Raw genomic sequence first — 26,369 nt, 5'->3', positions numbered from 1 at the left:
AAATGCTGAAAGAATATTTAGATGAAAATTGTATCTTATTAAATCCTGAGATTGATGATAAATTTGAACTTTTAAAGGATATGGCAAATTTATTGATGAGACATGATTATGTTACTGATGATTTTGCAGCAAAAGTTATAGAGCGAGAAAAAGTTTTCCCTACTGGGCTTCCTATGGAGAAAGTTGGGTTTGCAATTCCTCATGCTGATGCAAAATATGTTAGGAAGTCGAGTCTATGTATAACTGTTTTAGATAAACCAATTAAATTTTTTAGAATGGACGACAATAATGTGGAGATAGATATTGATTTTGTAATTATGATAGCTATGAAAAATCCTGATGAACAATTAAAGACGCTACAATCCTTAATTGATTCATTTAATAATATTGAAGGTTGGTTGGAACTTAAGAGAGCTTCTAAGGCACAAGAGGCTGTTGAAAGGTTAAGAAAATTATTCCAATCCTTTAGCCCAAATTAATGTCTGCGCCTATTATATTTTAATGAAAACCATATATTTGAGCTAATAATTGATTGTTTAGGCATTAAGCTTTTTCTTTATTAATGGGTATGATTGTCTCCTTAAATATTATATCTTTTAGAAAAAGAAAATAGCTTTTATATGTATTACATTTATTACAAAAGACTTGATAGGAAAGGAGGGAAGAAAGATGATGAAGGTTTTAGTGGTTTGTGGAACAGGAGGCATTACTTCTGCAATAGCGGAAAAAGAAATACAAGAAGAAGCTAAAAGGAATGGAATAAGTATAACCACTTATAGGTGTACACCTTTAGAAGTTAACTCAAGGGCAAGTGATGTTGATTTGATAGTAAGTACTACTGTGCTTGAGGATGACTATGGTGTACCTATAATAAACGGATTACCTTTCATTACAAAGATTGGAAAGGATAAGGTGTTGTCAGAGATAATGGACTATCTTAAAAAAACCAATAAAGGAGTGTAATGTATGGCAACTTTCATGAATATTATTAATTTTATAATGGATGCTGGAGCACCAATTTTTATGCCTATCATAATTACTATCTTAGGTTTAGTATTTGGACAAAAGATCAGTAGAGCTTTTAAAAGTGGTTTGATTGTAGGAATTGCATTTATCGGTATTAATTTGGTAATAGATCTACTATCTGGTTCCATAATGACTGCTGTAAATGAAATCGTTAGCATATATAATTTTAAGCTAACAGCAATAGATGTTGGTTGGCCTATTGCAGCTTCCATAGCTTGGGGCAGTGGGGTTATTGTGCCAGTAATATTAATTGCTGTATTTGCTACCAATATAATTATGCTTGTTTTAAAATGGACAGATACATTAGATGTAGATATTTGGAATTATTGGCAAGCTTTATTCCTTGGAGGAGTAGTTCATATGCTTACGGGGAATATGGTATTAGCAGTTATAGGTGCATGTGTTGCTATGGGAATTATATTTAAAGTAGCAGATTATACACAGCCCTATGTAGAGGAATTTTTCAATTTACCTGGAATATCAATTCCTCATATAGAATCAACTGGTTGGGCTTTAATAGGGATACCATTGAATAAACTAATTGATAAAATACCTGGGATAAATAAGATAGATTGGTCTCCTGAAAGTATTCAGAAAAAATTTGGTTTACTTGGGGAACCTGTTGTATTAGGTATTTTAATAGGTTTAGTTTTAGGGCTTATAGCAAGGCTTGATGCTACATCTGTTTTAAATACTGCTATCTCGACTGCAGCTGCTATGTATTTATTGCCTAAGATGATAGGTGTATTGATGGAAGGTTTAACACCAATTTCAGAGTCTGCATCAGAATTTATGCAGAAGAAATTTAAGGATAGGAAGATAAATATTGGTCTTGATGCAGCAGCAGTAGTTGGACATCCTTCAATAATTGCAACTGCTTTACTATTAATCCCAACAACATTGATTTTGGCTATTATACTTCCAGGAAATATTACTTTGCCATTAGCTGAATTAGGTGGGCTTGTATTCTTTCTTGTATGGGCTGTTGTACCGTCGAAAGGAAATATTTTTAGAGGATGGCTTATAGGTACAATATTTATGATACCAATACTTCTTATTGCTTCTGATTATGCGCCAGCTATGACACAACTTGGTAGAGAAGTTGGTTTTCAATTTCCAGAGGGGGCAAGCATGGCAACCTGTTTATCAATTGGATCCCAATGGATAACATGGGTTATTTATAAAGTATCAATGTTTATAGGTGGTATTTTTTAAAATTTTGTTTGAAAGGATGATTAATTAAAATGAAAGCAGCAATATGGAATGGACCGAATAAAATTGAAGTGAAAGATGTTGACGAACCTAAGTACAAAGAAGGTGATCTGTTATTACAAGTAATATGTTGTAATATATGCGGTTCAGACATAAGAACATATAGATATGGTTCTGATAGCATAAAAACAGGAACTGTCTTAGGGCATGAATTTGTTGCTAGAGTTATAGATGCAACTAATTGTGATGGTTTTTCTGAAGGTGATTTAGTAATAGCTTCTCAAGATATTCCTTGTGGAGAATGTTGGTATTGTACTAGTGGTTATGAGAATGTCTGTGAAAACAAGTTAGAAATAGGAAAAGATTTTCAAGGAGCTTTTGCTGAGAAAATAGTATTACCCGAAATTATTTTAAAAAAGGGATGGGTAAGGAAATTAGATTCTCAAATACCCATTGATGCTGGTTCATTAATTGAACCTGTTGCATCTTGTCTCCATACGCAAAAGTTGTTGCCTCCAAAAAAAGGTGAAAATGTTGTAGTAATTGGTGCAGGACCTATTGGTTGTATACATGGCGAATTAGCTAAACATGCAGGGGCAGAAAAAGTAATAATTGCAGATTTTTCAAGGGATAGATTGAAGATTGCAGAGAAATTTAACTTTGATAAGTATGTTGATTCAAGTAAAGAAGATTTAGTCCAAGTGATAAAGGAAATGTTTCCTTTTGGAGTAGATAGAGTTATTTCTGCTAATCCTTCTGTAGATGCTGTAAGACAAGCTGTTGAAATAGTCAGAAAAAAAGGAGTAGTAGTAGCTTTTGGAGGTTTCCCTAAAACAAATTACATGGTTGAATTGGATGGGAACAGAATCCACTATGATGAAATAGTTGTAATTGGTTCTTATGCCTATAGTAGAAAAGAATGTGATGAAGCAATGAATTTAATAAGAGAAGGGGCAATTAGTGTTGACAATTATATTTCAAGGAAATTTCCTTTAGAGGATATAGGAGAGGCTATGGTTTTAGCTACTAAAGCAGAAGTAATGAAGATTCAGATCAGATTGGGCTAGAATGGTTTAATTATTTGGATCAATATATAGAAGTATAAACAGATCTTATAAGGAGGAATTCATAATGATTTTAGAAAAGGAACGTGAACAGATAGTAGAAATTGGTAATAAATTAGTGGAAACGGGGCTAGTTACATTATCATGGGGAAACTTGAGTATAAGAGATAAAGAATCTAATTTAGTTGCAGTTTCTCCAAGTGGAGTAGACTATACAACACTAAAGAAAGAAGATGTTGTTATTATAGATATGGAAGGAAATGTTGTTGACGGGAAATTAAGTCCATCTAGTGAAACCCCCATGCATTTATATATTTACAAAAACAGAGAAGATGCATTGAGCATTATACACACTCATTCAACATATGCTACAGCTATAGGTGTAGCAGATGGAGAGATACCTTTAGTAATAGGAGAATTAGCTAATGCTTTAGGTGGTAATGTTAGAAATACAAAATATGCAGCTGAAGGAAGTACTGAACTTGGTGAGGAAGTTGTAAAAGCTATGGAAGGTAGAGCGGGTGCATTAATGAAAAATCATGGTGTTGTGACAATAGGTAGGTCATTGCAAGACGCATTTTTCAATGCAATGGTAGTAGAAAATGCTGCAAAAGTATATTTCATTGCAAAATGTATGGGTCAATATACTACTATATCTGATGAGGAAGCTAACAAATTGCATGAAGGATTCTTGGAAGGTTATAAATATACTATATAGTTTCAAATAATTCTATTAAATTCTGATATTATATGCAGTTTAAGGATGTATAAGAAAAAGAAATTCAGGAGGTGATAAAATGGTATTTCCAGATGCAAAACTAATTGACATAGATTTAACTAGTGGAGAAATAAAGAAGAAGGTTATACCGGGAGAAGTATACAGATTGTATCCTGGAGGTTCTTCTTTAGGGCTGTATATTTTACTAAATGAAATGGATCCAAAAGTAGATCCTTTATCTCCTGAAAATATGTTAGTTCTTTCTGTATCCCCATTGGTAGGATTCCCAATTAGTGGTGCTAATAGAATGACTAGCACTACCAAAAGTCCTTTAACTAATACTGTAGGAGATAGTCAGGCAGGAGGTTTTTTTCCAGCATATTTAAAAGGGAATGGATGGGATGGAATAGTAATTAGAGGTAAAGCAGAAAAACCAGTATATTTATATATAGATGGCGAAAAAGTGGAATTAAAAGATGGAGCTAATGCATGGGGCAAGGTAACTGGAGAAGCAGAGGAGATAATAAGACAAGAATTAGGAGAGGAAAGAATCGATATAGCTCAAATAGGGCCAGCTGGAGAAAATCTGGTTAAATATGCTTGTATAATTAATATGTGTAATAGAGCTAATGGTAGAAATGGAACAGGAGCAGTAATGGGATCGAAGAACTTAAAAGCAATAGCGGTTAAAAAAACAACAAGAAGACAACCAGTGGATAAAGAAGGATTTAAAGCTTTAGCAGAAAGTGTTAAGGAAAGACTTGAAAACAATATAAGCGTACAAGGAATGGGAGAACACGGAACAGATATAGATCTTGAAGGATTTAGTGAAGAAGGATTTTTACCAACTAAAAACTGGACAACAGGATGGTTTCCAGAAGGAGCTAAGAATATAACAGGAACAACAATGAGTGAAACAATTTTAACGAAAAGAGATACCTGTTATGCTTGTGCTGTAAGATGCAAAAGAGTGGTAGAAGTACCTGGAAAAGTGGAACCACTATATGGAGGACCAGAATATGAAACCTGTGCTGCTTTAGGTTCCTACTGTGGGATAACAAATCTTGAAACAGTAGCTCTTGGTAATCAATTATGTAATATGTATGGTTTAGACACTATATCTACCGGTGCTACAATTGCATTTGCAATGGAATGTTTTGAGCAAGGTATATTAGATAAAAGCCAAACTGATGGATTAGAATTGAGTTTTGGAAACGATAAAATAATGCCTATAATAATTGAAAAGATAGCAAAAAGAGAAGGAATAGGAAATATATTAGCAGAAGGAAGTTATAGAGCAGCTGAAATGATAGGGGAAGAATCATATAAATACAGTATATCGGTGAAAGGGCAAGAACTTCCAGCACATATGCCAGAGATGAAGCCTACTGTCGGAGTTATATATGCAGTAAATCCCTTTGGTGCAGACCATCAATCAGCAGAACACGATCCTGTACTAGCTATGGATAATGATAGTTGGGAAAGAAGAAACTTAAATAATCTAGGAGTATGGAAAGGCTATGATGATATCATGGAGTTAGACGATGAAAAAGTAAGATTTGCATTTAATACTCAATGCTTCTTTTCATTAATGGATATACTTTGTCTATGCCAATTTGTATGGGGACCTTCTTGGCAATTATTTGGACCAAAAGATGTGGTAGAATTAGCAAAAGTAGCTATAGGATGGGATACTTCAATTCACGAATTAATGTTAATTGGAGAAAGAAGAATAAATATGATGAGATATTTCAATGCTCAAGCAGGGTTTGATAAAAAAGACGATTACCTACCAGACAGGTTATTTGAACCATTTCAGGAAGGGCCATCTAAGGGAATAGCTTTGGACAGAGAGAAGTTTGAAAAATCATTAGAGACCTATTATGAAATAGCTGGTTGGGATCAAGAAACAGGAAATCCTACGACAGGAACTTTAAAAAAACTTTCATTAGGTTGGTTACTTTAAAGATAGTTAACCATGAGGTGATATAGTGCTAATAAATGGTAAGCATAAGGATATAGAACCTGGAACTACTGTAGCAGAATTAATTGAAGCTATAAGACTACCAAAAAACATTGTAAGAGTAAAAGTAAACGGGAAAAAAATTTCTGAAGAAGATTATGAAATGGAACTTGACGAAGATAGCAATGTAGAAATATATAGTTTCATTGGCGGAGGCTAAAGGTAAAACATTAGAAAGCCTCATTAAAACCTAAGTATATAAGCCTCCATTATACAAATACTAATTTTGAAAAATATTTGCATAATGGAGGTTTTGTTATGGGAAATAAATTAGTAGAAGGAATGTCTAAACAACCACTTCTTCCCAGGAGATAGCTTCAGATATATTGATTTTACAATTTACCATTGTAAATGCATTTTTAGTGGGAGATCCTACTGTAGATGAGGGAATGGTGGCAAAAATGTCTTCTACATTTCCTCACCATACAAGTATCGATATAGGTTTTAGAGCTGTAGCCCTCACTAGTGATGGCAGTATACCAGGTATGGACGGGTGGAGATGGATTCATACTCCAGGACATACGGAGGGACATATTTCTTTATTCCGTGAATCAGATAGGATTTTAATAGCAGGGGATGCTTTTACTACAACAAAACAGGAATCCTTGTGATCCGTATTGACCTAGAAGGAACAGATAAGCGGTCTTCCGACATATTTGACTGTGGATTGGAAAGTATCTAAAGATTCAATTGATTGTCTTAAAAATTTGGGACTAAACCTAGTATTACCAAGTCATGGTAAACCCATGAAGGGAGAGGAAATAATGGAGCATTTGAATATGTTAGTAGAAGATTTTAATGAAATTAGCAAACCAGAACAGGGACGATTTGTGGATAATTAAAAGATATAAAACTAGCCAATCTATTACGGCTGGCTATTGTTAATCTTCAGATCATAGAGAATATTATCCATTGCCTATAAATTTAAAAGAGATAGGTGTATCTATCTAAAATAGAATAGTAATGACTACATTTAGAGATATACAGACAAAAGATATTCATGGAATGATGGATTTTATTTTGAGAACGGCAGAATATCCTATAAACCTAGAAGATAAACAGACAGGCATAGAATTAGGAGCAAAGCAGGACAGAGGTAGCGAGGAATTTAATGTAAAAAAGAAACTAGAAATCATTATTTTTCTAGTTTCTTTTTTAGCTTCAATTGGAAACTATTAGAATATACACGAGAAAAGTATAGGGAACAAAAAATTTAAGAATATTTTACGATATTGTAAATATATAGGTTTCCTCTACAAGGAGGAAATTGATTTGATTGCATAATTTGAATAATAGATATAAAATATAAATTAAGGATCCGGTGATAAAAATGGCATATAGAAGGCAAAAAAAAATATTCATATGTTTATTAAATTCTTTAGTAGGATTATCGGGAAATGAGTTAGCTAAAATGTTTGATGTGAGTTCTAGAACTATTAGGTCAGATATTAAATCCCTAAATGAATTAATTAAAGGTTATGGTATTAAGATATGTTCTTCAAAACAAGAAGGATATTTTATACCAGAGGAACAAAAAAATACAGGATTGTCGGTGGCAAAAGAAATTTATAGAGAAGAAGCAACTTTATCTAAATTTCCTAACACTCCATCAGAAAGATTTGCTTTTATATTGCTCAAGTTAACCTTTACAAAGGATTTTATTTCCATGGAAGATTTTGCAGATATGCTATTCGTTTCAAAGACAACTATTTATTTAGATGTAAAAAATATAATCAAATTTTTAGAAGAATTTTCAAACTTGAAGCTGGAAATTTCTCCAATAAAGGGGCTAAAATTGAAAGGAGATGAAAGATTAAAAAGGTTTTTAATTTCAAATGTACTTAAAAGAGATAAGGAAAATGAAAAATTAATGCTAAGCAGAAGCCTCTATTATGTTTTTGCTGATGATAATGTAAATTTGAATAAGGATATATTATTTTTATATGAAACTATAATAAATATATTAAATAAGTATGGATATATTTTAACAGATGAGGATTTAAGTCTGTTTGTAAAAGATATTTTGATTAGTATAAAAAGGATTAAAATAGGTTTTACCATAGAAGATGAAATAGGGAAAGATTTAGATTTAACTATAGCAAAAGCTATAAAGGGAGAAATTGAAGGTTATTTTAATATCTCTTTGAATATCAAAGAACTTGAATATTTTCAACAAAGTTTTAATACCAAAAGGCTGCTAAATATCACTAAAAAAGATTGTGTTTTGAAAGAAGGGGGAGAAGATATACTAGATGAATTTTTAAAGGAGATTAAAAATAAATTTAATATTGATTTTACTGGAAATGTTAATTTTAAAAGAAATCTCATACTTCATTTGAATCCTATGATTGAAAGAATAAAATCGGACTATTTTGAGGACAATCCCTTTAAAAATCAAATAAAGACAAATTATCCCTTTGCCTTTGAAATTGCTATGACTATAGTTCCAATAATCAATGAAAAGTTAAATGTAATAATTAGCGAATCGGAAGTTTCTTATATAGCTTTGCATGTCGCCGTAGCTTTAGATAAAATCCATAATAAAACAAATATTGCTATTATCTGTGGATCAGGTTTAGGGACTGCTCAATTTGTAAATAGTAAAATAGCATCTTACTATGGTGAACGGGTTAATATATTAGGATATTTTCCGGTATATAAATTGAACAATATTTTAGAAGGGGAGTATGGAAAAGTAGATTTAATAATCTCAACTATTCCATTAACAACAAAAAGCAATATACCAATAGTTCAAGTAAAACCGTTGATTACTGGAGAAGATTTGAATAGGATAAAACACTATGTAGGTAATCCTCTGATGATAACTGAAAAAACAAGCGAAAATGGGATAAAAGAAGAGTTTTTTAAAAAAGAGTTATTTAAATATTTTGATGAGGAAATTGACTTTTTTAAGGCTATATTGAAACTTACTGAAATGCTAAAAATTCAAGGATATATAGAGGATATTGAATCCTTTTATTCTTCGGTTATCGAAAGGGAAAACCTATTTTCAACTGTTTTGGAAAGTATGGTAGCAATACCTCATCCCATGAAATCTATGTCTAAAAGGACAGTAGTAGCAGTTGGAGTATTTAAAAATCCTATAGTACATGATGGGAAAAAAGTAAAAATAATTCTACTATTTGCTTTTAATGTAAAAGAAAATGAAAGGTTAAAGCTATTATATAAGTTGCTTCAAGAAATAGTAGAATCCAAAACTATTGTTGGAAATATATCTCAATCTAAGGATTTTTATGAACTTATGTTAAACATGAGTTAGTAAAATATTAATTATATATGTACTTGTGTAATTGAGAGTATAATGTATAGGCTTTGTAAACTAAACATGAAAAAATAGCACAATGTTTTATAGAATTACTTCAAATTGCTTTAAATTTCGCCTTGACAATTATAAAAGTCCGCCTTGAGATTATCAAGGGTAAAATGAACGGGCTAACACGCGCCCTTGACAATCTCAAGGACGTACATTTGAAAAATATTTAGGCGAAATAAAGAAAAATTTATGCTACAAGAAGATACTTTTTCTTCTCTCTTTCAGTTAGATTTAATCCAGCAACTTGAGCTGGGGTTAAGCCATTAAGAGATGAATGAGGTCTTACAAAATTATAGAAAAATATAAACTTGCTGATTAGATTATTGGCTGATTCAAAAGAATTAAAACCTTGCTTAGTCTTATACCAAGCTTTAAATTGATGATGAAAAGATTCTATTAAATTATTAGAAATATCATCTTTAAAGCTTTCAACCCGATTATGTTTAACAGAACTTCCCAGTACAGATTTAACTGGTACTTTGTAAGCACTGTATCGATCGCTAACTATGGCATTAGCAGTACCTAAGTCTTTAACAGAATTAAGCAAAGCAAAAGCTTGGCTAGAATCTCTATAAGGCGATAAATGAAAACCTAAGACAAAGTGGGTTTCTGAGTCTATGATAAACCAAATATAATATTTTTGACCATTAATTTTTACAACAGTTTCGTCAGCATGCCATTCATCTGAATTAAAGTCTAACATTGGTATAAGTTCTAAAGAGAGATTATTAAAAAATGGAGCAAATTTCTTACACCAATTGCTAATGGTAGTATGAGAAACCTTAACATCATGGGCTACTGTAAGTATTAGGGCAATATTTCTAAAAGAATTTTTGCCAAGGTAAAACATAGATAGAGCAGTAATAATTATATGCACGGGGTAGCGCATACGCTTAAAATCATTCTTTCCAACAAGTTTAGACATAGATGCAGGCAGTATATTGTTTGGTTTAGGAACAAACATAGAATTATTACATTTCTTATCGCAACAACGATAATTAGAGTAATATTCATAATCGTGATGAAGAAACGTAGCTTTACCACAAACAGGACAACGAGGATATTTGGGCACCTTTTTAGACACTGGTCTATCAGGAGCAAATTGGTGATTGCACTTACGGCAAAGATACTTTTGATAACCATCTCTATCTTTGCCATAGCGATAAAAAGAATCTTTATTATTGCATTTTGGACATTTTATTGGTACAATTTTTTGCATGAGGACTTCATCCTTTCTGGGAGGTATTTGTTTTCTAGCAAAAACATTGTACCACAGAGGATTGAAGTCCTCAATTTTCATTTAAGTTTACAGAGCGAATGTATAAGGAGGGAGTACTTTGAATGAATTAATGAATTTTTTGGAAGCAAAGTTAGTACCGATAGCTAGAAAGTTAGATCAGAATAGGTATTTGACTGCAATTAGAGATGGTTTTTTTGCAGTAATGCCACTATTGATTATAGGTTCATTATTTCTTTTAATACCTTATATTCCAAGTGAAGCATACCAAAATTTTATGGCAGGCAAATTAGGCGAAAATTGGTTAAACTATATTTTAATTCCTTATAATGCTACAATGAATTTGATGACTATTTTTGTAATTATAGGTATGGCTAAAAGCCTAGGAAGGTCCTTTGATATTGACGATACAACAAGTATTGTAACGTCTTTAGTGGCATTTTTCATTTTGACACCTATGATAGAATTCGGAAATGATGCTGGTAAAGGTTTGCCTGTTGACAATTTTACGGCAAGTGGATTGTTTGTTGGTATACTTACTACTATGTTGGCACTGAAAATATTTTCAGCGATAGAGAACAAAGGTTGGACTATTAGAATGCCAGGGAATGTTCCTGGTAATGTAGCTACTTCATTTAGTGCTTTAGTACCGGAACTATTTGTTATTCTAGTACTTACAATTATTAGAATCGTTTTTTCTTTGACAAATTTTGAAACGGTACAATCTTTTGTATATGCCATACTTCAAAAACCATTAACTAATATAGGTGGGAATTTGTTTTTCCTAATTATAGTGATTATTATTCAGCAAACATTATGGATGTTTGGTATACACGGTTCAAATGTAACTGATGGAATTACGAAACCTATTATGTTTGCACAAACGGCGGAAAATGCTGCAGCTTTTGCGGCAGGGACGGAATTACCAAATATTTTAAATTATCAATTTTACACTAACTATGTTTGTATCGGTGGAGCAGGTGCAACATTAGCATTAGTTTTAATAATTTTATTTTGGGCGAGGTCAGAAAGATTTAAATCTTTGGGTAAGTTATCAGTTGGTGCGAGCATATTCAATATTAATGAACCAGTAATCTTTGGATTGCCAATTGTATTAAATCCGATTATATTTATACCTTTTTTATTAGCACCATTGGTAAATGCATTATTGACTTATTTTGTAATGGCAGTGGGTATTGTCCCATTAGCCAACGGTATTAATATTCAATGGACAACGCCACCTATTTTATCCGGGTTGATTATCTCTGGTTGGAGAGGTGCTCTGTGGCAGGCTTTATTGATAATTATAGATGGGCTAATTTATTATCCGTTTTTCAGAGTAGTTGATAAGTTGGAACTAGAAAAAAAATCTACATTGGATAAGCAATAAAAATAAAAATGTGGGGACTTCACTTCATAGAAGTCCTTGATTTTCTTTTAATTTTAGAGAATATATTATGAAGGCAGGGAAGTTATAGATGAAAAATTTAGGTATTTCAATTTATCCTGAAAAATCTACGGATAAAGAATTGTTTAATTATATTGACATAGCAAAGGAGATAGGGTTTAAAAGAATATTTTCTTGTTTACTGTCGGCACAAGGTTCGAAGAAGGAAATTGTGGATAGATTTTCTAATATCGCAAGTTATGCAAATGAAAGAGGATTTGAAATGATTGTAGATGTTAATCCATCTATATTGAAAAAATTAAAGGTTAATGGAGAAAATCTATCCTTTTTTAAAGATATTAAAGTGAGTGGTTTTAGGCTAGATAACGGATATTCTGGGTATGAAGAGGCTATGATGACGTACAATGATTATAATTTAAAAATTGAAATCAATATGAGTAATGATACTAGGTATATAGATACAATTATGGATTATATGCCAAATAAATATAATTTAGTGGGTTGTCATAACTTTTATCCTCATAAACATACTGGATTATCATTAGACCATTTTGAAAAATGCACTCAAAATTTTAAAAAATATGGACTTAATACTGCAGCTTTTATTACCAGTCAAAATAGTACTGCATTTGGACCTTGGCCCATTGGCAACCAGATGCCAACTTTGGAAATGCACAGGTATATGCCTATTCAAGTTCAATTGAAACATATGATAGCTTTAAATAATATTGATGATATTATTATATCCAATTGTTTTGCAACTAAAGAAGAATTTTCAAAAATAAAAAACATGCGGTTAGATATGGTATCTTTTGAAATAGCACTTGAAAAAGATATTACAGAAGTTGAGAAATCAATATTGTTAGATGAAATTCATTTTAGAAGAGGGGATATTTCCGATACAATCATTAGGTCTACTAAAAATAGTAGAGATAAATATAAGAATAGGAGTTTTGTTTTACACAATGCACCCAGAAATATAAAAAGAGGAGATATTCTAATAGAAAGTGATGAATATGGAAATTACAAGGGAGAGTTAGAAATAGCTTTAAAGGATTTTATAAATAGCGGAAAATCTAATGTGGTTGCTAGAATTAAGGAAGAAGAGATTTTTATATTGGATTTTATAAAACCTAATCAAAAATTTAATTTTATCATAAATGATAATTAGATATTTATAGGAGTGGTCATATGAAAAAAAAAGCAGATCAAGATTTAATCGAAACTGTAATGAACATAATAATTAATGCGGGAAATGCTAAATCTAATGCTATAGATTCTATTAGGGCCGCCAAAAAGTTTGATTTTGAATTAGCAGAAGATAAGTTAAAATTAGCCAAGGATTCGGAGTTATTAGCACATAATGCACAAACAAAGTTATTGGCTAAGGAGTCTGATGGACAGAGGATAGAATTTAATTTATTGGTTGTTCATGCTCAAGATCATTTAATGAATTGTATAACATTTAATGATTTAGCAAGGGAAATTATAGATTTATATAAAACAATTAAAAAATATTAAAAGGGAGGATATTGATTATGAAAAAGATATTTTTATTATGTTCAGCAGGTATGTCAACTAGCTTATTGGTAAATAAAATCAAGGAAGCTGCAAAAAAACAAGGCCTTGAATATGATATTGCGGCAACCTCATTAGCTAATTTAAAAGATATAAAGGAAGAAGCAGACGTTATATTATTAGCACCTCAAGTTAGATTTGATAAGGAAAGGGTAGAAAAAGAAGTTAAAGATATTCCTGTAAATGTAGTTGATATGACTGCCTATGGAATGATGGATGGAGAAAAAGTATTAAATCAGGCTAGAAAGTTACTTGGAGAATTATAATATATTCAAACAGGAGGTAATTATGAGTTACGGTAGATTTCCAAAAGGTTTTTTATGGGGAGGAGCTACCTCTGCTTGTCAAATAGAAGGTGCTTATAATCTAGACGGCAGAGGCTTATCTATAGCTGATATGGTTAAATTTGTTCCAAAGGAGGAAAGAAAAGGGGACAGGCCACTTAATATAACCAGGGAAGAAATTTATGCAATGTTAAAGAACGGGAAGAACTATTATTTTCCCAAAAGAAAAGGGATAGACTTTTATCATAGATATAAGGAAGATATAAAGTTGTTAGCTGAAATGGGTTTTAATGTTTTTAGGCTATCAATAAGTTGGAGTAGGATTTTTCCAAATGGAGATGATGAAAAACCTAATGAAGAAGGGCTAAAATTTTATGATTATGTATTTGACGAGTGCAAGAAATATAATATTAGACCATTGGTTACATTATCTCATTATGATACGCCATTAAATCTTGCATTAAAGTATAACGGATGGTCTAATAGAAAGTTAATTGATTTTTTTTTAAAGTATGTGAGAACAGTATTTGAAAGATATAAGGATAAGGTAGATTTATGGCTGACTTTTAATGAAATGAACGTTATGACAAAAAACCCTTATACTGGTGGAGGAGTATTTACGGAAGATAGTGATAACCCTTTACAGCTAAGCTATCAAGCTACCCATCATCAATTTATTGCTAGCGCATTGGCTACCAAAATAGCCCATGAAATCAATCCTAACAATAAAGTTGGATGTATGTTGGCGAGAACTGCAATTTATGCGGAAACCAATAATCCATTAGATATTATCAAAACTCAAAAGGCAAATCAAATGAATTTGTTTTTTACAGATGTTTGTGTAAGAGGACAATATCCGAATTATATATTGAGGTATTTTAAAGAAAATAATATTTCTATACAAAAAGAATTTGGAGATGAAGAGATTTTAAAACTTTATCCAGTGGATTTTATTTCAATAAGCTACTACAAATCTATTACAGAAAGCTCTAATTCTAATACTGAAAGATTGCCTGATAGCTTATTTACAGGAGTTAAAAACCCATACTTGGAGACGACAGATTGGGGATGGCAAGTTGATCCTGTTGGCTTGAGATGGGTTTTAAATGATCTATATGATAGATATCAAATACCAATTTTCATAGTTGAGAATGGATTAGGAGCATATGATAAAGTAGAAGAAGATAATAGGATTCATGATGACTATAGGATTGATTATTTAAAGAAACATATAATTCAAATGAGAGAAGCCATCGAAGATGGGGTAGATTTAATAGGTTATACAACTTGGGGCCCTATTGATTTAGTAAGCGATTCTACATCCGAAATCTCAAAGAGATATGGGTTTATCTATGTAGATATGGATGACTATGGGAGGGGAAGTCTAAATAGACTAAAAAAGGATTCTTTCTTCTGGTATAAAAAGGTAATAGAATCTAATGGTGAAAAATTGTAACAGCGTGTAACAAGGTTTATCCATATACTAATTATATTTATCTATACCATAAATGGGAATTGGAAGTATTATGAAGTCTAAGAAAATAATATTATTGGCCAGTGGAAAAAAGAAAGGAAAAGCTGTTAATCAACTATTAATAGGAAATAAAATAACAACAAAGTTGCCAGCAAGTATGCTTTTATTACATCCTGATGTTACGGTTATTGTTGATGAGGAAGCATACAATAGTTAAAACAGGGTTAAGGAGGGCTAAATAATGTACAAACAAGAAGTAACACTAAAAAACGAGACAGGTCTTCATGCTAGACCAGCAAGCTTATTTGTAAAAGAGGCTGCCAGGTTTACATCTGGGATAACTGTAATAAAAGATGACAAAGAATACAATGCAAAGAGTATTATGGGAATATTAAGCATGGGGGCAGGTAAGGGAGATACAATTTTAATTCAAGCTGAAGGAAATGATGCTGAGGAAGCTGTAAAGGCATTAGTAAAATTAGTTGATGATAATTTTAATGAATAAGATGGAAAGTCTGTCCATATATAGAAAGATAAAAGTTAAACCTAGCCAATGGTGCCGGATTGGCTAGGTTTAACTTTTTAAATTTTCCATTTACAATTAATGGACGATGCATTTGCAATTCAGTTAAGAGGATTAAAGGCCTTAGCTTTTATTTAAGTTAACCTTTTTAATTGGAGTTTAATTTTTAGTTTAAAAAATCAGTAAATTTAATTTAGATTTATATTGAAACAGTAAAACTCAAGATATAATATTATTAGGCAGGTGATAGTAAGGGATTTTAAAAGGAATAGAAAAAGAAGAAAAATCTCTAAGGTCTGGTAATCACATATAAACCTTCATTATTGCAAATACTAATTTAAAATATATTTCCTTAATGGAGGTTTTAATATGGGAAACAAATTAGTAGAGGGGATGTCTAAATTAGCAACCTCTTCTCAAGAAATAACTTCAGAGATATTGGTTTTACAATTTACTATTGTAAATGCTTTTTTAGTAGGGAATCCCAAGGCTGGCAATAAAAAATTTGTATTGGTGGATACAGGCCTAGAAAACTCTGGTAATTTCATAATAAAAGCAGCGGAGGAAAGATTTGGTACAGAAAGTAGACCTGAAGCTATTATTCTTACCCATGGTCATTTCGATCATGTAGGTTCGGTTATTCAACTTTCCCAACATTGGGATGTTCCCGTCTATATTCATGAGTTAGAAATACCTTATATAACAGGGAAAAAAGATTATCCTGTGGGAGATCCTACAGTAGGCGGGGGAATGGTAGCAGAAATGTCCCCAACATTTCCCCATACTAGTATAGACATAGGTTATAGAGCTGTGGCTCTTCCTGCCGATGGAAGTATACCTAGTATGCCTGAATGGAGATGGATTCACACCCCAGGGCATACGGAAGGGCATATTTCCCTATTTAGAGAATCTGACAGAGTTTTAATAGCTGGAGATGCTTTTTCTACTACAAAGCAAGAATCTTTATGGTCTGTGCTTACTCAAAAAGAACAAATAAGTGGTCCTCCGGCATATTTAACTGTAGACTGGAAGGCTGCTAAAGATTCTATTAACCGCCTAAAAGAGCTAAATCCAAATATTGTACTACCCAGTCATGGCAAGCCTATGGAAGGTAAAGAAATAATGGAGCATTTAAATATGTTGGTAAATGACTTTGACGAAATCAGTAAACCAGAGGGAGGTCGATTTGTAGATAAGTAAAAGTTGAACCTAGCCAATAGTATCAGGCTGGCTAGGTTCAACTTTTTCAATTCCGTTTACAATTCTTTTAAATCTACTTAAAGGAATACGAGGGGATATGCCGAACCTTGGAAGTTCATATTTATTTAATTCCTCGGTAACATATCCAGAATCTATGGTGAAGGCCATTTCAAATCCAGTTTCATTTAAATACTGGATAGTATTTTCATCGTATTTTCCATAGGGATAAGCAAAGTATTTAGCATCTAGCAATTCTTTGCTTCTTATTAAATCCTGAAGGATAATTTTTTCTTCTGAAGATATTAGAAGTTTCTCACCTTTTTCATTTACATCATGAAGCTCATAAGTATGACTTTCATAGTCGAATACATCTTCGTATTTATAGGCTTCATATATACTTAAAGATTGGGTGTCACTAGGATCAAAAGGAATCTGAACACTATCTACCCTGTATCCTAACATAAATATGGTTCCTCTAAAATTATATTTTTTCATAGTAGGATAAGCGTATAATACATTGCTTAAATAACCATCATCAAAGGTAATAACGACTGTCTTTTCTGGGAGAGTAATTTCCCCATCTAAAAAGGATTGTAATTCATCTAAAGTTGCAGTATAAAATCCATTCTCATAAAGGTAATCCATCTGTTCTTCAAAGGTTTCCACTGATAGAACACTACCATTGTCTGACCAATTATATTTATCTATATCTTCTTGCTTTAGCAAATGATGGTACATAAGTACTGGAATTTTGCTTGCTTTTTTTTCACTTAATTGATTCCTTAACTGTAATATTTCTTTTCTTAATCTTAAATTTTGTTCCTTAAATAATTGGTATCTTTCTTCTGCAATACTAGTAGTATTGCTTTCCCCATAGGCTGCAATTGGAGCCTGTACTACTAGTGTAATCATTATCAATAATATTATTCCAAATCTTTTCATTCACCTGCTCCTTCCTTATCTAATGTAATACATATATTATATATTCTTCAAGTCATATTGTAAATTAAAAAAGGGATAGGAGAATAGGTAATACATGGATTAATCTTTTTTAATTATATTTATTTATAATAATCCATAGAACTATAAATATAATTAATTTGTTTTATGGGTAATCTTATCATAAAATTAATATGAGTAAATTCTAGGAGGTGTAGCATAATGACTAAAGAACAATTAATGGAAGAAGTTAAAAAAGAAGCCGAAGGATATTTTGAACGAGGTGAGTTTTTCTGTTCAGAAGCTGTAGCTCAAACTATAAATAATCTACTTGGCAAACCTTATGATGATAAGATTGTAAAAATGGCTTCTGGATTCCCAATAGGCATGGGAAAATCCGGTTGTTTATGCGGGGCAGTAAGTGGTGGACAAATGGCACTTGGTATGGTTTATGGTAGAGTTCATGGAGAGCCTATGAATGAAAAAATGTTCCCACTAGCTGCAGAATTGCACGATTATATTAAAGATGAATATGGTTCTACTTGTTGTAGAGTTATGACAAGACAATGGGCAGGAGATAATTTTCAAAGTCCAGAGAGAAAGAAACATTGTATAGAGATAACTGGAAAAGTTGCTGAATGGATAGCAGAAAAATTAATTGAAGATGGACAAGTTGAATTATAAAAAACACCACTCAAGTATTAGTGGTGTTTTTTATGGTTTATTTAGCAGTTGCAGTTTTTGAAAATAGGAATCCAATATATCTTATCAATACATAGAGAACAATTATTACCGCCAATAATTCCTCAAATTTTACTAAGTATTTTAAAAAGGATATTTCCTTTCCAGCATTAATCAAGAAACCATTGGTTAATTTTAAGGATATTCCACTTATGACCAATGGAAAGGTGAAGGCTGAATAACTAGGATAAAATGGCAGTTTTAATAGTTTAGGAAGCTGTAACAATACATAGAGCAATGTAAGCTGAGATAAAGTTAATAATAGCCAAACTATAAACATGTTTTTATTTTGAAAAGAATTCATATATCCAGCTAAACAAAGGCTGGCAGGTGCAGCTAAAATTACTAAGGTGGGCATAGCTGGTTCAGGAATTTCTTTAATTTTTAAAATCCTATATAGGATAATTGGTAATAATATTAAATAGGATATAAAACCGAACCAAAATAGTACTTGCCCAATATTTGCCATGTCAAAAGCTGGGGCAGTTACAGATCCTACCACGATTCCAACATAGACTATATACCAACTAGGAAATACTTTTTTAATATTAAAATTAAAAACATATTTTATTGTAAAATATAGAATTAAAATAATGTGTAAGGCCAATCCAATAACCCATATGCCAAAAGCTAAGGATGGTTTAAAGGGCTTAATATAGGTAGCTATAAGCATGATTCCCATGGAAAGAGCAGGAAAAACACTAGCTATTACTGGGTTTTTTAGATCTTCAGCTACATTTTTAGGATATTTTATAATTTTAGCCAATATTAAAATAAAAGTAATTCCTGCAAAGATGCCAAATATATTTCTATAGATATTACCGTAGGATAATACTAGATTGCCTGTAGCGGCTAAAGCTAGGAATAATGCTACAGCTGGAATTGGCAATACTTTTATAATTCCCTTCATTTACATCTCTCCCTTTATCAATTTCTGATGATTGCTAACATCCCAAGATAGATTAACATAGAACCTAGAACAAATCCAATAAAAAATATCTATAATAAAAAGGGTTTGCTAAAAAAATATTTATACTTTATTTAAAATATTTGCCATAATAATAAGTCTTAAATCCTAAATAGTTTTTAAGCCGTCTTTCCATAGTCTTTCTATAACTTTCTAATTCAAGTATGTCTTCATCTGGAGTAGGCGATGCACTATATTTATTTTTTACAAAGATTTCTGTAATTTCTTTTAAATCTTTATCTGTAGCAAATAAGAAGAAACTATGAGCAATTCTATTAGCATATTCATAATGGGTTTCTCCATGTTTTTGATTATATCCTAATAGATTTGTTAGTTTGATAATTTCATTATAGAGGTAAATGATTCTTTCTTTATTTGGCAATTTTGTTATTTTATAATTTTGGTATTGAATTTTGATAAATCTTTCTATAAATTTTATTGACAAAATTAATAGAAGTAAGCCTACAATAATTACTGGTGTATTTTTGGGTAGGTAGACCATTATATTACGAGAATTTTTTTCATTATCTATATTTATATTGCCATTCTCAAGGTTTTCATCTATTTCCATTCTAGGCATTTCTATATCTGTCCAGAAACTTCTATCTTTTGTATTGAGTTCTTCTCCTTCTTCAGCTCCTATCTTTTCTTTAGATTCATCTAAAAGGCTTTCATCTATTCTATCCAATATTGGATAGGCTGGTGTTGGCTCGAAGATCATCCAACCTACTGGTTCTATAAAGGCTTCTACCCAAGTGTGGGCATTTTTATGTCTGACTTCATAGACGCCTTTTTCTATTGAATCATCGGCTAAATACCCTTCTATATATCTAGTTGGTATACCTTCTAAACGGAGCATTATGGCCATAGCCGTTGCATAGTAGGTGCAGTAACCCTCTTTACCTTCAAATAGAAAATAATCAATAAACTCTCTATTTTCAGGGACTATTTCTACATCTAAAGTATATCTATAGTTATTGCGTAGATGATTTTCTATGGCTAAGGCTTTTTCAAAATCCGTTTCTGCATCTTTTACAATCTCTTTTACCAGCTCCCTTGTAGAATCCGTTATTCTATCTTTAGGTATTTGCAAATAGCTAGGTAGTTGGTATAAATTTTCTTTTTTTCGGTTTATTCCAAGGCCTAATAATTGGTTATAGGGAAGGGGGCTTAATACTTCTACTATATAGTTTTCATTAGAGTATATTCCCTGTGGGAAGATCAATTCACCATCGGCTCCTACCTTTAGGTGATCCCCATTATCTTTAAAGTTTACAATAGAACCTTTATAAGGGCTAAATAGGGTGGTTGAGGCAAAGGAATTATAAAGTATTTCAACGGAGGTTTTATTATAGTAGTTCTCTTGTAAATACTTTGAGGTATTGCTAAAATCTTCTCCTAATTTATAGCTTTTCCAGACCTGAGGCATAGCTTCCCATGTATCTCCTGTATATATGAGTTTTACATTCCCACGAAGATAAATAGGTCCTTCTCCATAGATTGTCATAATCAAATCCTCATTTAGACTAACTGGACCTCCAAGTCTTGAACTTTCTTTTTGATAGCCTGTTATTGAAAAGTCGAATAAACCAGCCTTACCATATTTTTTGCTGAAGGTGTTAGTTGAACGTAAATTCTTAATACTAGGGAAGGTATTTTGAATTTTATCTTCAAGCCAAGTCCATTGAATGGTTTTAGAACTTTTAGGCAGTAGTAGGGCTAAGATTATTATCATGAAACTATATCTAATTATAGTTCTTAGCCAAGGCTTATATAGCTTTTCAAAGTTAACATTAGTATGATTTTTTATATTTTCTTTTTCTTTAGAGTACTTATCTAAGCCTGCTAAAATTATAAAGAGTAGGAGAAACAAGGCTATCATCCAATAGGCTTCATCATAATGTATATACCAGTAGTATAGGAAACTACCTATATAAATAGGTAATAAAATATATATTTTATTATTTTTAAATATAATATATCCTGTAAAAATAGATAATAAAACCACAAGGATTCCCCAAAACAATACTTGGTTTTCAGGATATATATTTTCTACATATTTTATATGGTCAAGTATATTTTCAAATAAAAGGTAAGTTCTCTGTAAAAATATAATCATATAAGGGGTGAAAAAACGAGTTATAAATATAACTGCTATAAAAATTATGGCAATAAGAATATAGAGGGATATAGGATTTAGTAGGAAAAAATTTACTATTATACTAATCCATAAAACCATTAAAATTTGCAGTGGAATATTAAGCTCTATTCTGATGGCCAGTCCTAGCATATAGGCAAGGGTAAATACCATAGAGGAATAGATAATATTTTTTATAATTTTTACATTTTTATTAAAGACTTTATCCATTTTTACCCTCCAGAGCTTCTTTTATATTGGCCTTATAGTCTAATATATATAGAGGAATGGCTTCCTGTCTAAGCCCTTTTTCCACTATAGGGTCTAGGATGCCTGAGTTATTTTCTTTATCTGTAGTAACTATGATTAAAGGTTTTAGATACTTGGTTTTTAATAATATACCAAGGGTACCTTTAGGTTTATCTAAGTTAGGGGTAATGATTATGACGGTAGCACCTTTTCTAAGGGTATTTGCTTTATTTTGGATAGAAGGATTAAAGTTCCTAGTGCCATTACCTTTAAATTTGGCAAACCCTATTAGAAAAGGCTTTATATCAGAGTTTTGTTCTCCGTATATTTCAACTATTTTTTCTCCATCCTGAGTATATAAATGGACAGGTATATTTTTATTTAGATAGTAGTTAACTATACTAAGGGCAATATCTACAGCTTTGTCTTCTAGACGCCTGTCTACATCCTTCTGAAAGTATTTCTTGTAATTATCTATAAATATTACTACATAAGTATCTCCACGGTTTTCATAGTCCTTAATTATTAGATTATCAACCTTAGCTGATAGTTTCCAATGGATAGATTTTACTGAATCTCCTTCCCTAAATTCTCTTATAGTGGATATTCTACTTCTGTCTTGAAAAGCAAAGTTTTCAATTAGTAATTCACCTAATTGTTCTACGGCGGTTATTTTAAAGGAATTAAGATCAATTGGTTTTGGATAGACTAAAAGAGATGCTTCTGAGGCAACCTTCTTTCTCAAAGAATAAAGTCCAAAAACATCCCGGATATTAACTTCTATTTCCCCTAGCTGATAATAACCTCGTCTTTTTAATACTATGGTTTCCTTATGGCGGAAAGATTCCTTTGGTTTTAAATTAGTTATAATTTCAGGTGGTGCTATACCCGTTAACTGTTTTGATATATGGTTTTGGATTTCTAAATAAGGAATATTAAAATTGCTTCCATTGTTTATCTCATAATTAATTGAAATCTCTTCTCCTGCGTATAAGGAGTCTTCTGGAATTTGGACATAGCCTTTAAGCTTATGACGAATAATTAGACTGTGAAACAGGGGAATTAAAAATATGAGTAAAAATATGTAGAACAAAAAATAGGGCATAGTTCCACCAACAAATAGAAGGAAGACAATTAATATAATGGATGTAAAGATAATCTTCATATTAGTCATTTGGTATCACCGGTATAAATACTTTTTTAAGTACTTCCTTTAGAATTTCTTCTATAGTCTTTCTTTCAATTCTAGCTTCTGGTGAAAGGATTAGTCTATGGCTTAGTACAGGTAGGGCCATTTTCTTGACATCATCTGGTATAACATAGTCTCGACCATCTAGAAATGCTTTGGCTTTAGACACTTTTAACAAATCAATGGAGGCCCTAGGGCTTGCTCCTAATCGTAAATCTTCACAGCTCCTAGTAGCATTAACGATATTTACTATGTATTCCAAAATATCATTATGGACTGTAAGATTATCAACTATAGATTGCATATTTAGTATATCTTCTCTAGAGACTACAGGTTCTATAAGATTAAGTTTTTTAATTGAGCCATACTTTTTTAGTATTTCTATTTCATATTCTTTTTCTGGATATCCAAGGGATAAACGCATTAAAAATCGGTCTAACTGGGCTTCGGGTAATGGGAATGTACCTTGATATTCTAGGGGGTTTTGAGTGGCTAATACTATAAAAGGTTTTTCTAGAACATAATCTTTTTCTTCTGTGGATATTTCTCCTTCTTCCATAGCTTGTAATAGGCTAGATTGAGTTTTAGGAGATGTGCGGTTTATCTCGTCAGCTAGAAATATTTGATTAAATATAGGTCCTTTTTTAAAGGTGAAAGTTCCTGTATCTTTATTATAAATATTTATACCAATAATATCTGAAGGCATTAAATCTGGTGTAAATTGAACTCTTTTATAGGATAGTTCCATACTTTTAGCCAAGGCTTTTGCTAAAGTAGTCTTTCCTACACCTGGAATATCTTCTACCAAAAGATGGCCTCTGGCGAGGATGGCGATTAAAACCTTTTCAATAACATCATCTTTACCTATAATTACCTTTTTTATATTCTCTAATATCCTTAAGGCTTTACTATTATCCATTATATCCCCCATTTCATTAGATGATTATCATTAAGTTTAATGCCTTATTTAGAAAATTCTAACTTCTTATATTTAATACCCTGATAAATTATAGATTAACATTTAGATATAGTCATCCCTTTGTTTTATTATATAGTCTATTATATGGGAAAGTCGACTCTAATTTTGTTAGATAATGCGTATTTTGTCAAATAATTGTTTGTTGAAATCACACAATTTATTAGATATTTAAATATGCTATAATAATTGTTCAAATAAGTAATTCATAAAATATTCAAAAGGGGGGGTAAGAAGTTGAAAATACGTAAAATTAGTAAAGGCATAACAATTAGTTTTATAATTATCTGTTTTCTATTCTTTACCGTAAACACTTCATCCTACGGTGAAGGACATTGGGCACAAGCTGAAATGGACTATCTATTATCAAAAGGGATTATTTCAGGTTATCCAGATGGAAGATTAAAACCAGATGATTATATTACTAGGGCAGAATTCGTAAGAATTATTAATAATGTAATTGGTAGCTATGGAGAAGCTGAAATATCTTTTAAAGATGTGGATAAAAAAGATTGGTTTTATGATGAAGTAGCTAAAGCTGTAAAATCAGGATATGTTGAAGGGTATGGCAATAATATTTTCAGACCAAATAGCCCGATTACAAGGCAGGAAGTAGCAAAAATTATAGTTACTATTTTTGGGCTAGAAGGTGACGTCTTAAGTAATAATAATAGATTTGTTGACCAAAGTAAAATAAGTAGTTGGGCTCGGGAATACGTTTCCATTCTTAAGGGAAAGGGATATATATCGGGATATGCAGACGGAACTTTTCGACCTACTGCACCAATTACTAGAGCTGAATCTATGAAGATAATTACTAATGTAAGCGGAGAGATAATTAATCTTGAGGGAGAATATTCAGGGATTGTAGCTAACAATTTATTAGTAAATGTTTCAGATGTAGAATTAAAAGATATGCATATAAAAGGGGATTTGTTTTTACTAGAAGGTATTGGGAATGGAGATGTTATTTTAGATAATATAACCGTTGATGGGACAATCTATATTACAGGTGGAGGACTAGGCAGTGTATTAATAAGAAATTCAACTATAAAAAAGATAGTAACTAATAAGGTGAATGGAGTAATTCACGTTGTATTAGATAATTCAAAAGTATCTTCAGTTACTATAAATGAAAATACTAATTTCACTATTAGAAATAAAACTTTAATTGAAGATATGGAAGTCAAAGGAAAATCAAATATTAAAATTGAACGGAAATCTAAAGTAGTTAAACTAATAATAAAATCTATTGATGTAGAAATAGAAGTACAGGGTGATATTGAGTCAGTTATTGCTAATCAGGATTTTGAATTAAATGGTAATAGGATTAAAAAGGGAGCAAAATTAAGTATAAAAGATGGAAGAATCATTGAGAAAAATGGAGCAAAAAGAACTATTACTGACACGAAAGCCAAACCAAAGGATGATTACAAAGATGATGAAAAGGATGATGATGAAGATGACAATAAACCTATACCTATAGACTATCAATTTGTTGTTAAACTGGATAAAAATGAATTTACCATAGACGAAGCAATAACATTATCCGGCAAAGTTTCTAAAAATAATATTGGACTATCAAATATTGATATAACATTAAAATTGGGGGCTGAACCTATTAGTGTAGATCAATTTAAAACAGTTGAAAATGGAGAATTTAACTATACATTTATGGTACCGAAAGATACTATCCTAGGTGAGTATAAGTTGATCATTAAAGCTAACGATCCGGTAAATATAGCTAAAGAACTGGATATAAAATTATTGGAAATAAATGAAGGATATAAAGTAAATATAGAATTAGATAAAGAAAAATATATGTTAAATGAAACAATAGCTATTAGAGGTGAAGTGCTAAGAAATAATGTAGGGTTATCTGATATCGATATAACATTAAAATTACAGAATAAAGACGGAAATGAAATGATAACTGTAGATCAATTGAAAACCAATGAAGTGGGAGGTTTTAGCCATACTTTTATGGTACCTAAAGATACCATATTGGGGGATTATAAATTGATATTTAAGATAAATGAACCATTAAATAGGTTCTTAGAATTTGATGTTGAGATAATCGATGGATAAAG

At 31.4% G+C, this 26,369-nt stretch carries 27 protein-coding genes; 21 read left to right on the top strand and 6 right to left on the bottom strand.

Annotation, left to right across the window (positions count from 1 at the left end):
• Window positions 1-2: 2 nt before the first annotated feature.
• From C3E89_RS02195 to C3E89_RS02145, 11 genes are all read left to right on the top strand, one after another.
• Window positions 3-479, top strand: a complete 477-nt coding sequence (locus C3E89_RS02195) for a PTS sugar transporter subunit IIA (protein WP_236910864.1) — start codon at window positions 3-5, stop codon at window positions 477-479.
• Window positions 480-669: 190 nt separating this feature from the next.
• Window positions 670-963, top strand: coding sequence for a PTS sugar transporter subunit IIB (locus C3E89_RS02190; RefSeq protein ID WP_236910863.1), 294 nt, complete (start codon window positions 670-672; stop codon window positions 961-963).
• Between the two features lie 3 nt (window positions 964-966).
• On the top strand, window positions 967-2,241 hold the full coding sequence (locus C3E89_RS02185; protein ID WP_236910862.1) for a PTS galactitol transporter subunit IIC: 1,275 nt from the start codon (window positions 967-969) through the stop codon (window positions 2,239-2,241).
• A 29-nt stretch (window positions 2,242-2,270) separates the two neighbouring features.
• Complete coding sequence (locus C3E89_RS02180; RefSeq protein WP_236910861.1) at window positions 2,271-3,305, top strand: zinc-binding dehydrogenase; 1,035 nt, start codon at window positions 2,271-2,273, stop codon at window positions 3,303-3,305.
• A gap of 64 nt (window positions 3,306-3,369) precedes the next feature.
• Complete coding sequence (locus tag C3E89_RS02175; protein WP_236910860.1) at window positions 3,370-4,020, top strand: class II aldolase/adducin family protein; 651 nt, start codon at window positions 3,370-3,372, stop codon at window positions 4,018-4,020.
• A gap of 79 nt (window positions 4,021-4,099) precedes the next feature.
• Window positions 4,100-5,986, top strand: a complete 1,887-nt coding sequence (locus tag C3E89_RS02170) for an aldehyde ferredoxin oxidoreductase family protein (protein WP_236910859.1) — start codon at window positions 4,100-4,102, stop codon at window positions 5,984-5,986.
• Between the two features lie 25 nt (window positions 5,987-6,011).
• Window positions 6,012-6,203 (top strand): sulfur carrier protein ThiS, encoded by a 192-nt coding sequence (gene thiS / locus C3E89_RS02165; RefSeq protein WP_236910858.1) that lies wholly within the window; start codon window positions 6,012-6,014, stop codon window positions 6,201-6,203.
• A 166-nt stretch (window positions 6,204-6,369) separates the two neighbouring features.
• The gene (locus C3E89_RS02160) at window positions 6,370-6,654 is read left to right on the top strand and encodes an MBL fold metallo-hydrolase (RefSeq protein ID WP_236910857.1); all 285 of its coding nucleotides are present in this window, start codon (window positions 6,370-6,372) and stop codon (window positions 6,652-6,654) included.
• 45 nt (window positions 6,655-6,699) lie between these two features.
• Entirely contained in the window at window positions 6,700-6,885 is a 186-nt protein-coding gene (locus tag C3E89_RS02155) for a hypothetical protein (RefSeq protein WP_236910856.1), read from the top strand.
• Between the two features lie 121 nt (window positions 6,886-7,006).
• Window positions 7,007-7,222: a hypothetical protein gene (locus C3E89_RS02150; protein WP_236910855.1), complete on the top strand. Its 216-nt coding sequence runs from the start codon at window positions 7,007-7,009 to the stop codon at window positions 7,220-7,222.
• 151 nt (window positions 7,223-7,373) lie between these two features.
• Window positions 7,374-9,323: a BglG family transcription antiterminator gene (locus C3E89_RS02145; RefSeq protein WP_236910854.1), complete on the top strand. Its 1,950-nt coding sequence runs from the start codon at window positions 7,374-7,376 to the stop codon at window positions 9,321-9,323.
• A 241-nt stretch (window positions 9,324-9,564) separates the two neighbouring features.
• On the opposite strand, the gene C3E89_RS02140 is transcribed toward C3E89_RS02145, so the two are convergent.
• A complete protein-coding gene (locus tag C3E89_RS02140) occupies window positions 9,565-10,596 on the bottom strand; it encodes an IS6 family transposase (RefSeq protein WP_236910853.1) in 1,032 nt (343 codons plus the stop codon).
• Window positions 10,597-10,714: 118 nt separating this feature from the next.
• On the opposite strand from C3E89_RS02140, the gene C3E89_RS02135 reads away from it, so the two are divergent.
• From C3E89_RS02135 to C3E89_RS02100, 8 genes are all read left to right on the top strand, one after another.
• On the top strand, window positions 10,715-12,004 hold the full coding sequence (locus tag C3E89_RS02135; RefSeq protein ID WP_236910852.1) for a PTS sugar transporter subunit IIC: 1,290 nt from the start codon (window positions 10,715-10,717) through the stop codon (window positions 12,002-12,004).
• Between the two features lie 88 nt (window positions 12,005-12,092).
• On the top strand, window positions 12,093-13,193 hold the full coding sequence (locus C3E89_RS02130) for a DUF871 domain-containing protein (protein ID WP_236910851.1): 1,101 nt from the start codon (window positions 12,093-12,095) through the stop codon (window positions 13,191-13,193).
• Between the two features lie 20 nt (window positions 13,194-13,213).
• Window positions 13,214-13,543, top strand: a complete 330-nt coding sequence (locus C3E89_RS02125; protein ID WP_236910850.1) for a PTS lactose/cellobiose transporter subunit IIA — start codon at window positions 13,214-13,216, stop codon at window positions 13,541-13,543.
• Window positions 13,544-13,560: 17 nt separating this feature from the next.
• Window positions 13,561-13,866: a PTS sugar transporter subunit IIB gene (locus tag C3E89_RS02120; RefSeq protein ID WP_236910849.1), complete on the top strand. Its 306-nt coding sequence runs from the start codon at window positions 13,561-13,563 to the stop codon at window positions 13,864-13,866.
• A gap of 22 nt (window positions 13,867-13,888) precedes the next feature.
• Complete coding sequence (locus tag C3E89_RS02115; protein ID WP_236910848.1) at window positions 13,889-15,340, top strand: glycoside hydrolase family 1 protein; 1,452 nt, start codon at window positions 13,889-13,891, stop codon at window positions 15,338-15,340.
• 70 nt (window positions 15,341-15,410) lie between these two features.
• A complete protein-coding gene (locus C3E89_RS02110; protein ID WP_236910847.1) occupies window positions 15,411-15,575 on the top strand; it encodes a hypothetical protein in 165 nt (54 codons plus the stop codon).
• Window positions 15,576-15,599: 24 nt separating this feature from the next.
• A complete protein-coding gene (locus C3E89_RS02105; RefSeq protein WP_236910846.1) occupies window positions 15,600-15,863 on the top strand; it encodes an HPr family phosphocarrier protein in 264 nt (87 codons plus the stop codon).
• A 387-nt stretch (window positions 15,864-16,250) separates the two neighbouring features.
• Window positions 16,251-17,081: an MBL fold metallo-hydrolase gene (locus C3E89_RS02100; protein ID WP_236910845.1), complete on the top strand. Its 831-nt coding sequence runs from the start codon at window positions 16,251-16,253 to the stop codon at window positions 17,079-17,081.
• Between the two features lie 9 nt (window positions 17,082-17,090).
• Here C3E89_RS02100 and C3E89_RS02095 read toward each other — a convergent pair whose 3' ends face one another.
• Window positions 17,091-18,023, bottom strand: coding sequence for a polysaccharide deacetylase family protein (locus tag C3E89_RS02095; RefSeq protein ID WP_236910844.1), 933 nt, complete (start codon window positions 18,021-18,023; stop codon window positions 17,091-17,093).
• Window positions 18,024-18,242: 219 nt separating this feature from the next.
• Between C3E89_RS02095 and C3E89_RS02090 the strand changes: the two genes are divergently transcribed.
• Window positions 18,243-18,704 carry a C-GCAxxG-C-C family protein gene (locus tag C3E89_RS02090; protein WP_236910843.1) on the top strand — a complete coding sequence of 154 codons (462 nt, stop codon included), beginning with the start codon at window positions 18,243-18,245 and terminating at the stop codon, window positions 18,702-18,704.
• 37 nt (window positions 18,705-18,741) lie between these two features.
• Here C3E89_RS02090 and C3E89_RS02085 read toward each other — a convergent pair whose 3' ends face one another.
• From C3E89_RS02085 to C3E89_RS02070, 4 genes are all read right to left on the bottom strand, one after another.
• Window positions 18,742-19,671: a TDT family transporter gene (locus C3E89_RS02085; protein WP_236910842.1), complete on the bottom strand. Its 930-nt coding sequence runs from the start codon at window positions 19,669-19,671 to the stop codon at window positions 18,742-18,744.
• Between the two features lie 127 nt (window positions 19,672-19,798).
• The gene (locus tag C3E89_RS02080) at window positions 19,799-22,096 is read right to left on the bottom strand and encodes a transglutaminase-like domain-containing protein (protein WP_236910841.1); all 2,298 of its coding nucleotides are present in this window, start codon (window positions 22,094-22,096) and stop codon (window positions 19,799-19,801) included.
• Window positions 22,089-23,288 carry a DUF58 domain-containing protein gene (locus C3E89_RS02075; protein WP_236910840.1) on the bottom strand — a complete coding sequence of 400 codons (1,200 nt, stop codon included), beginning with the start codon at window positions 23,286-23,288 and terminating at the stop codon, window positions 22,089-22,091. The genes C3E89_RS02080 and C3E89_RS02075 overlap by 8 nt, the downstream gene beginning before the upstream one ends.
• On the bottom strand, window positions 23,281-24,222 hold the full coding sequence (locus C3E89_RS02070; protein WP_236910839.1) for an AAA family ATPase: 942 nt from the start codon (window positions 24,220-24,222) through the stop codon (window positions 23,281-23,283). The genes C3E89_RS02075 and C3E89_RS02070 overlap by 8 nt, the downstream gene beginning before the upstream one ends.
• A 294-nt stretch (window positions 24,223-24,516) precedes the next feature.
• Here C3E89_RS02070 and C3E89_RS02065 point away from each other — a divergent pair, with 294 nt between their 5' ends.
• On the top strand, window positions 24,517-26,367 hold the full coding sequence (locus tag C3E89_RS02065; RefSeq protein WP_236910838.1) for an S-layer homology domain-containing protein: 1,851 nt from the start codon (window positions 24,517-24,519) through the stop codon (window positions 26,365-26,367).
• Window positions 26,368-26,369 lie beyond the last annotated feature (2 nt).

Source organism: Clostridium sp. Cult1, from assembly GCF_021655095.1.
Taxonomy (GTDB): domain Bacteria; phylum Bacillota; class Clostridia; order Tissierellales; family Tepidimicrobiaceae; genus Schnuerera.
Note: the sequence above shows the minus strand (reverse complement) of the source record. Positions and strands in the feature narration are given on the sequence as shown.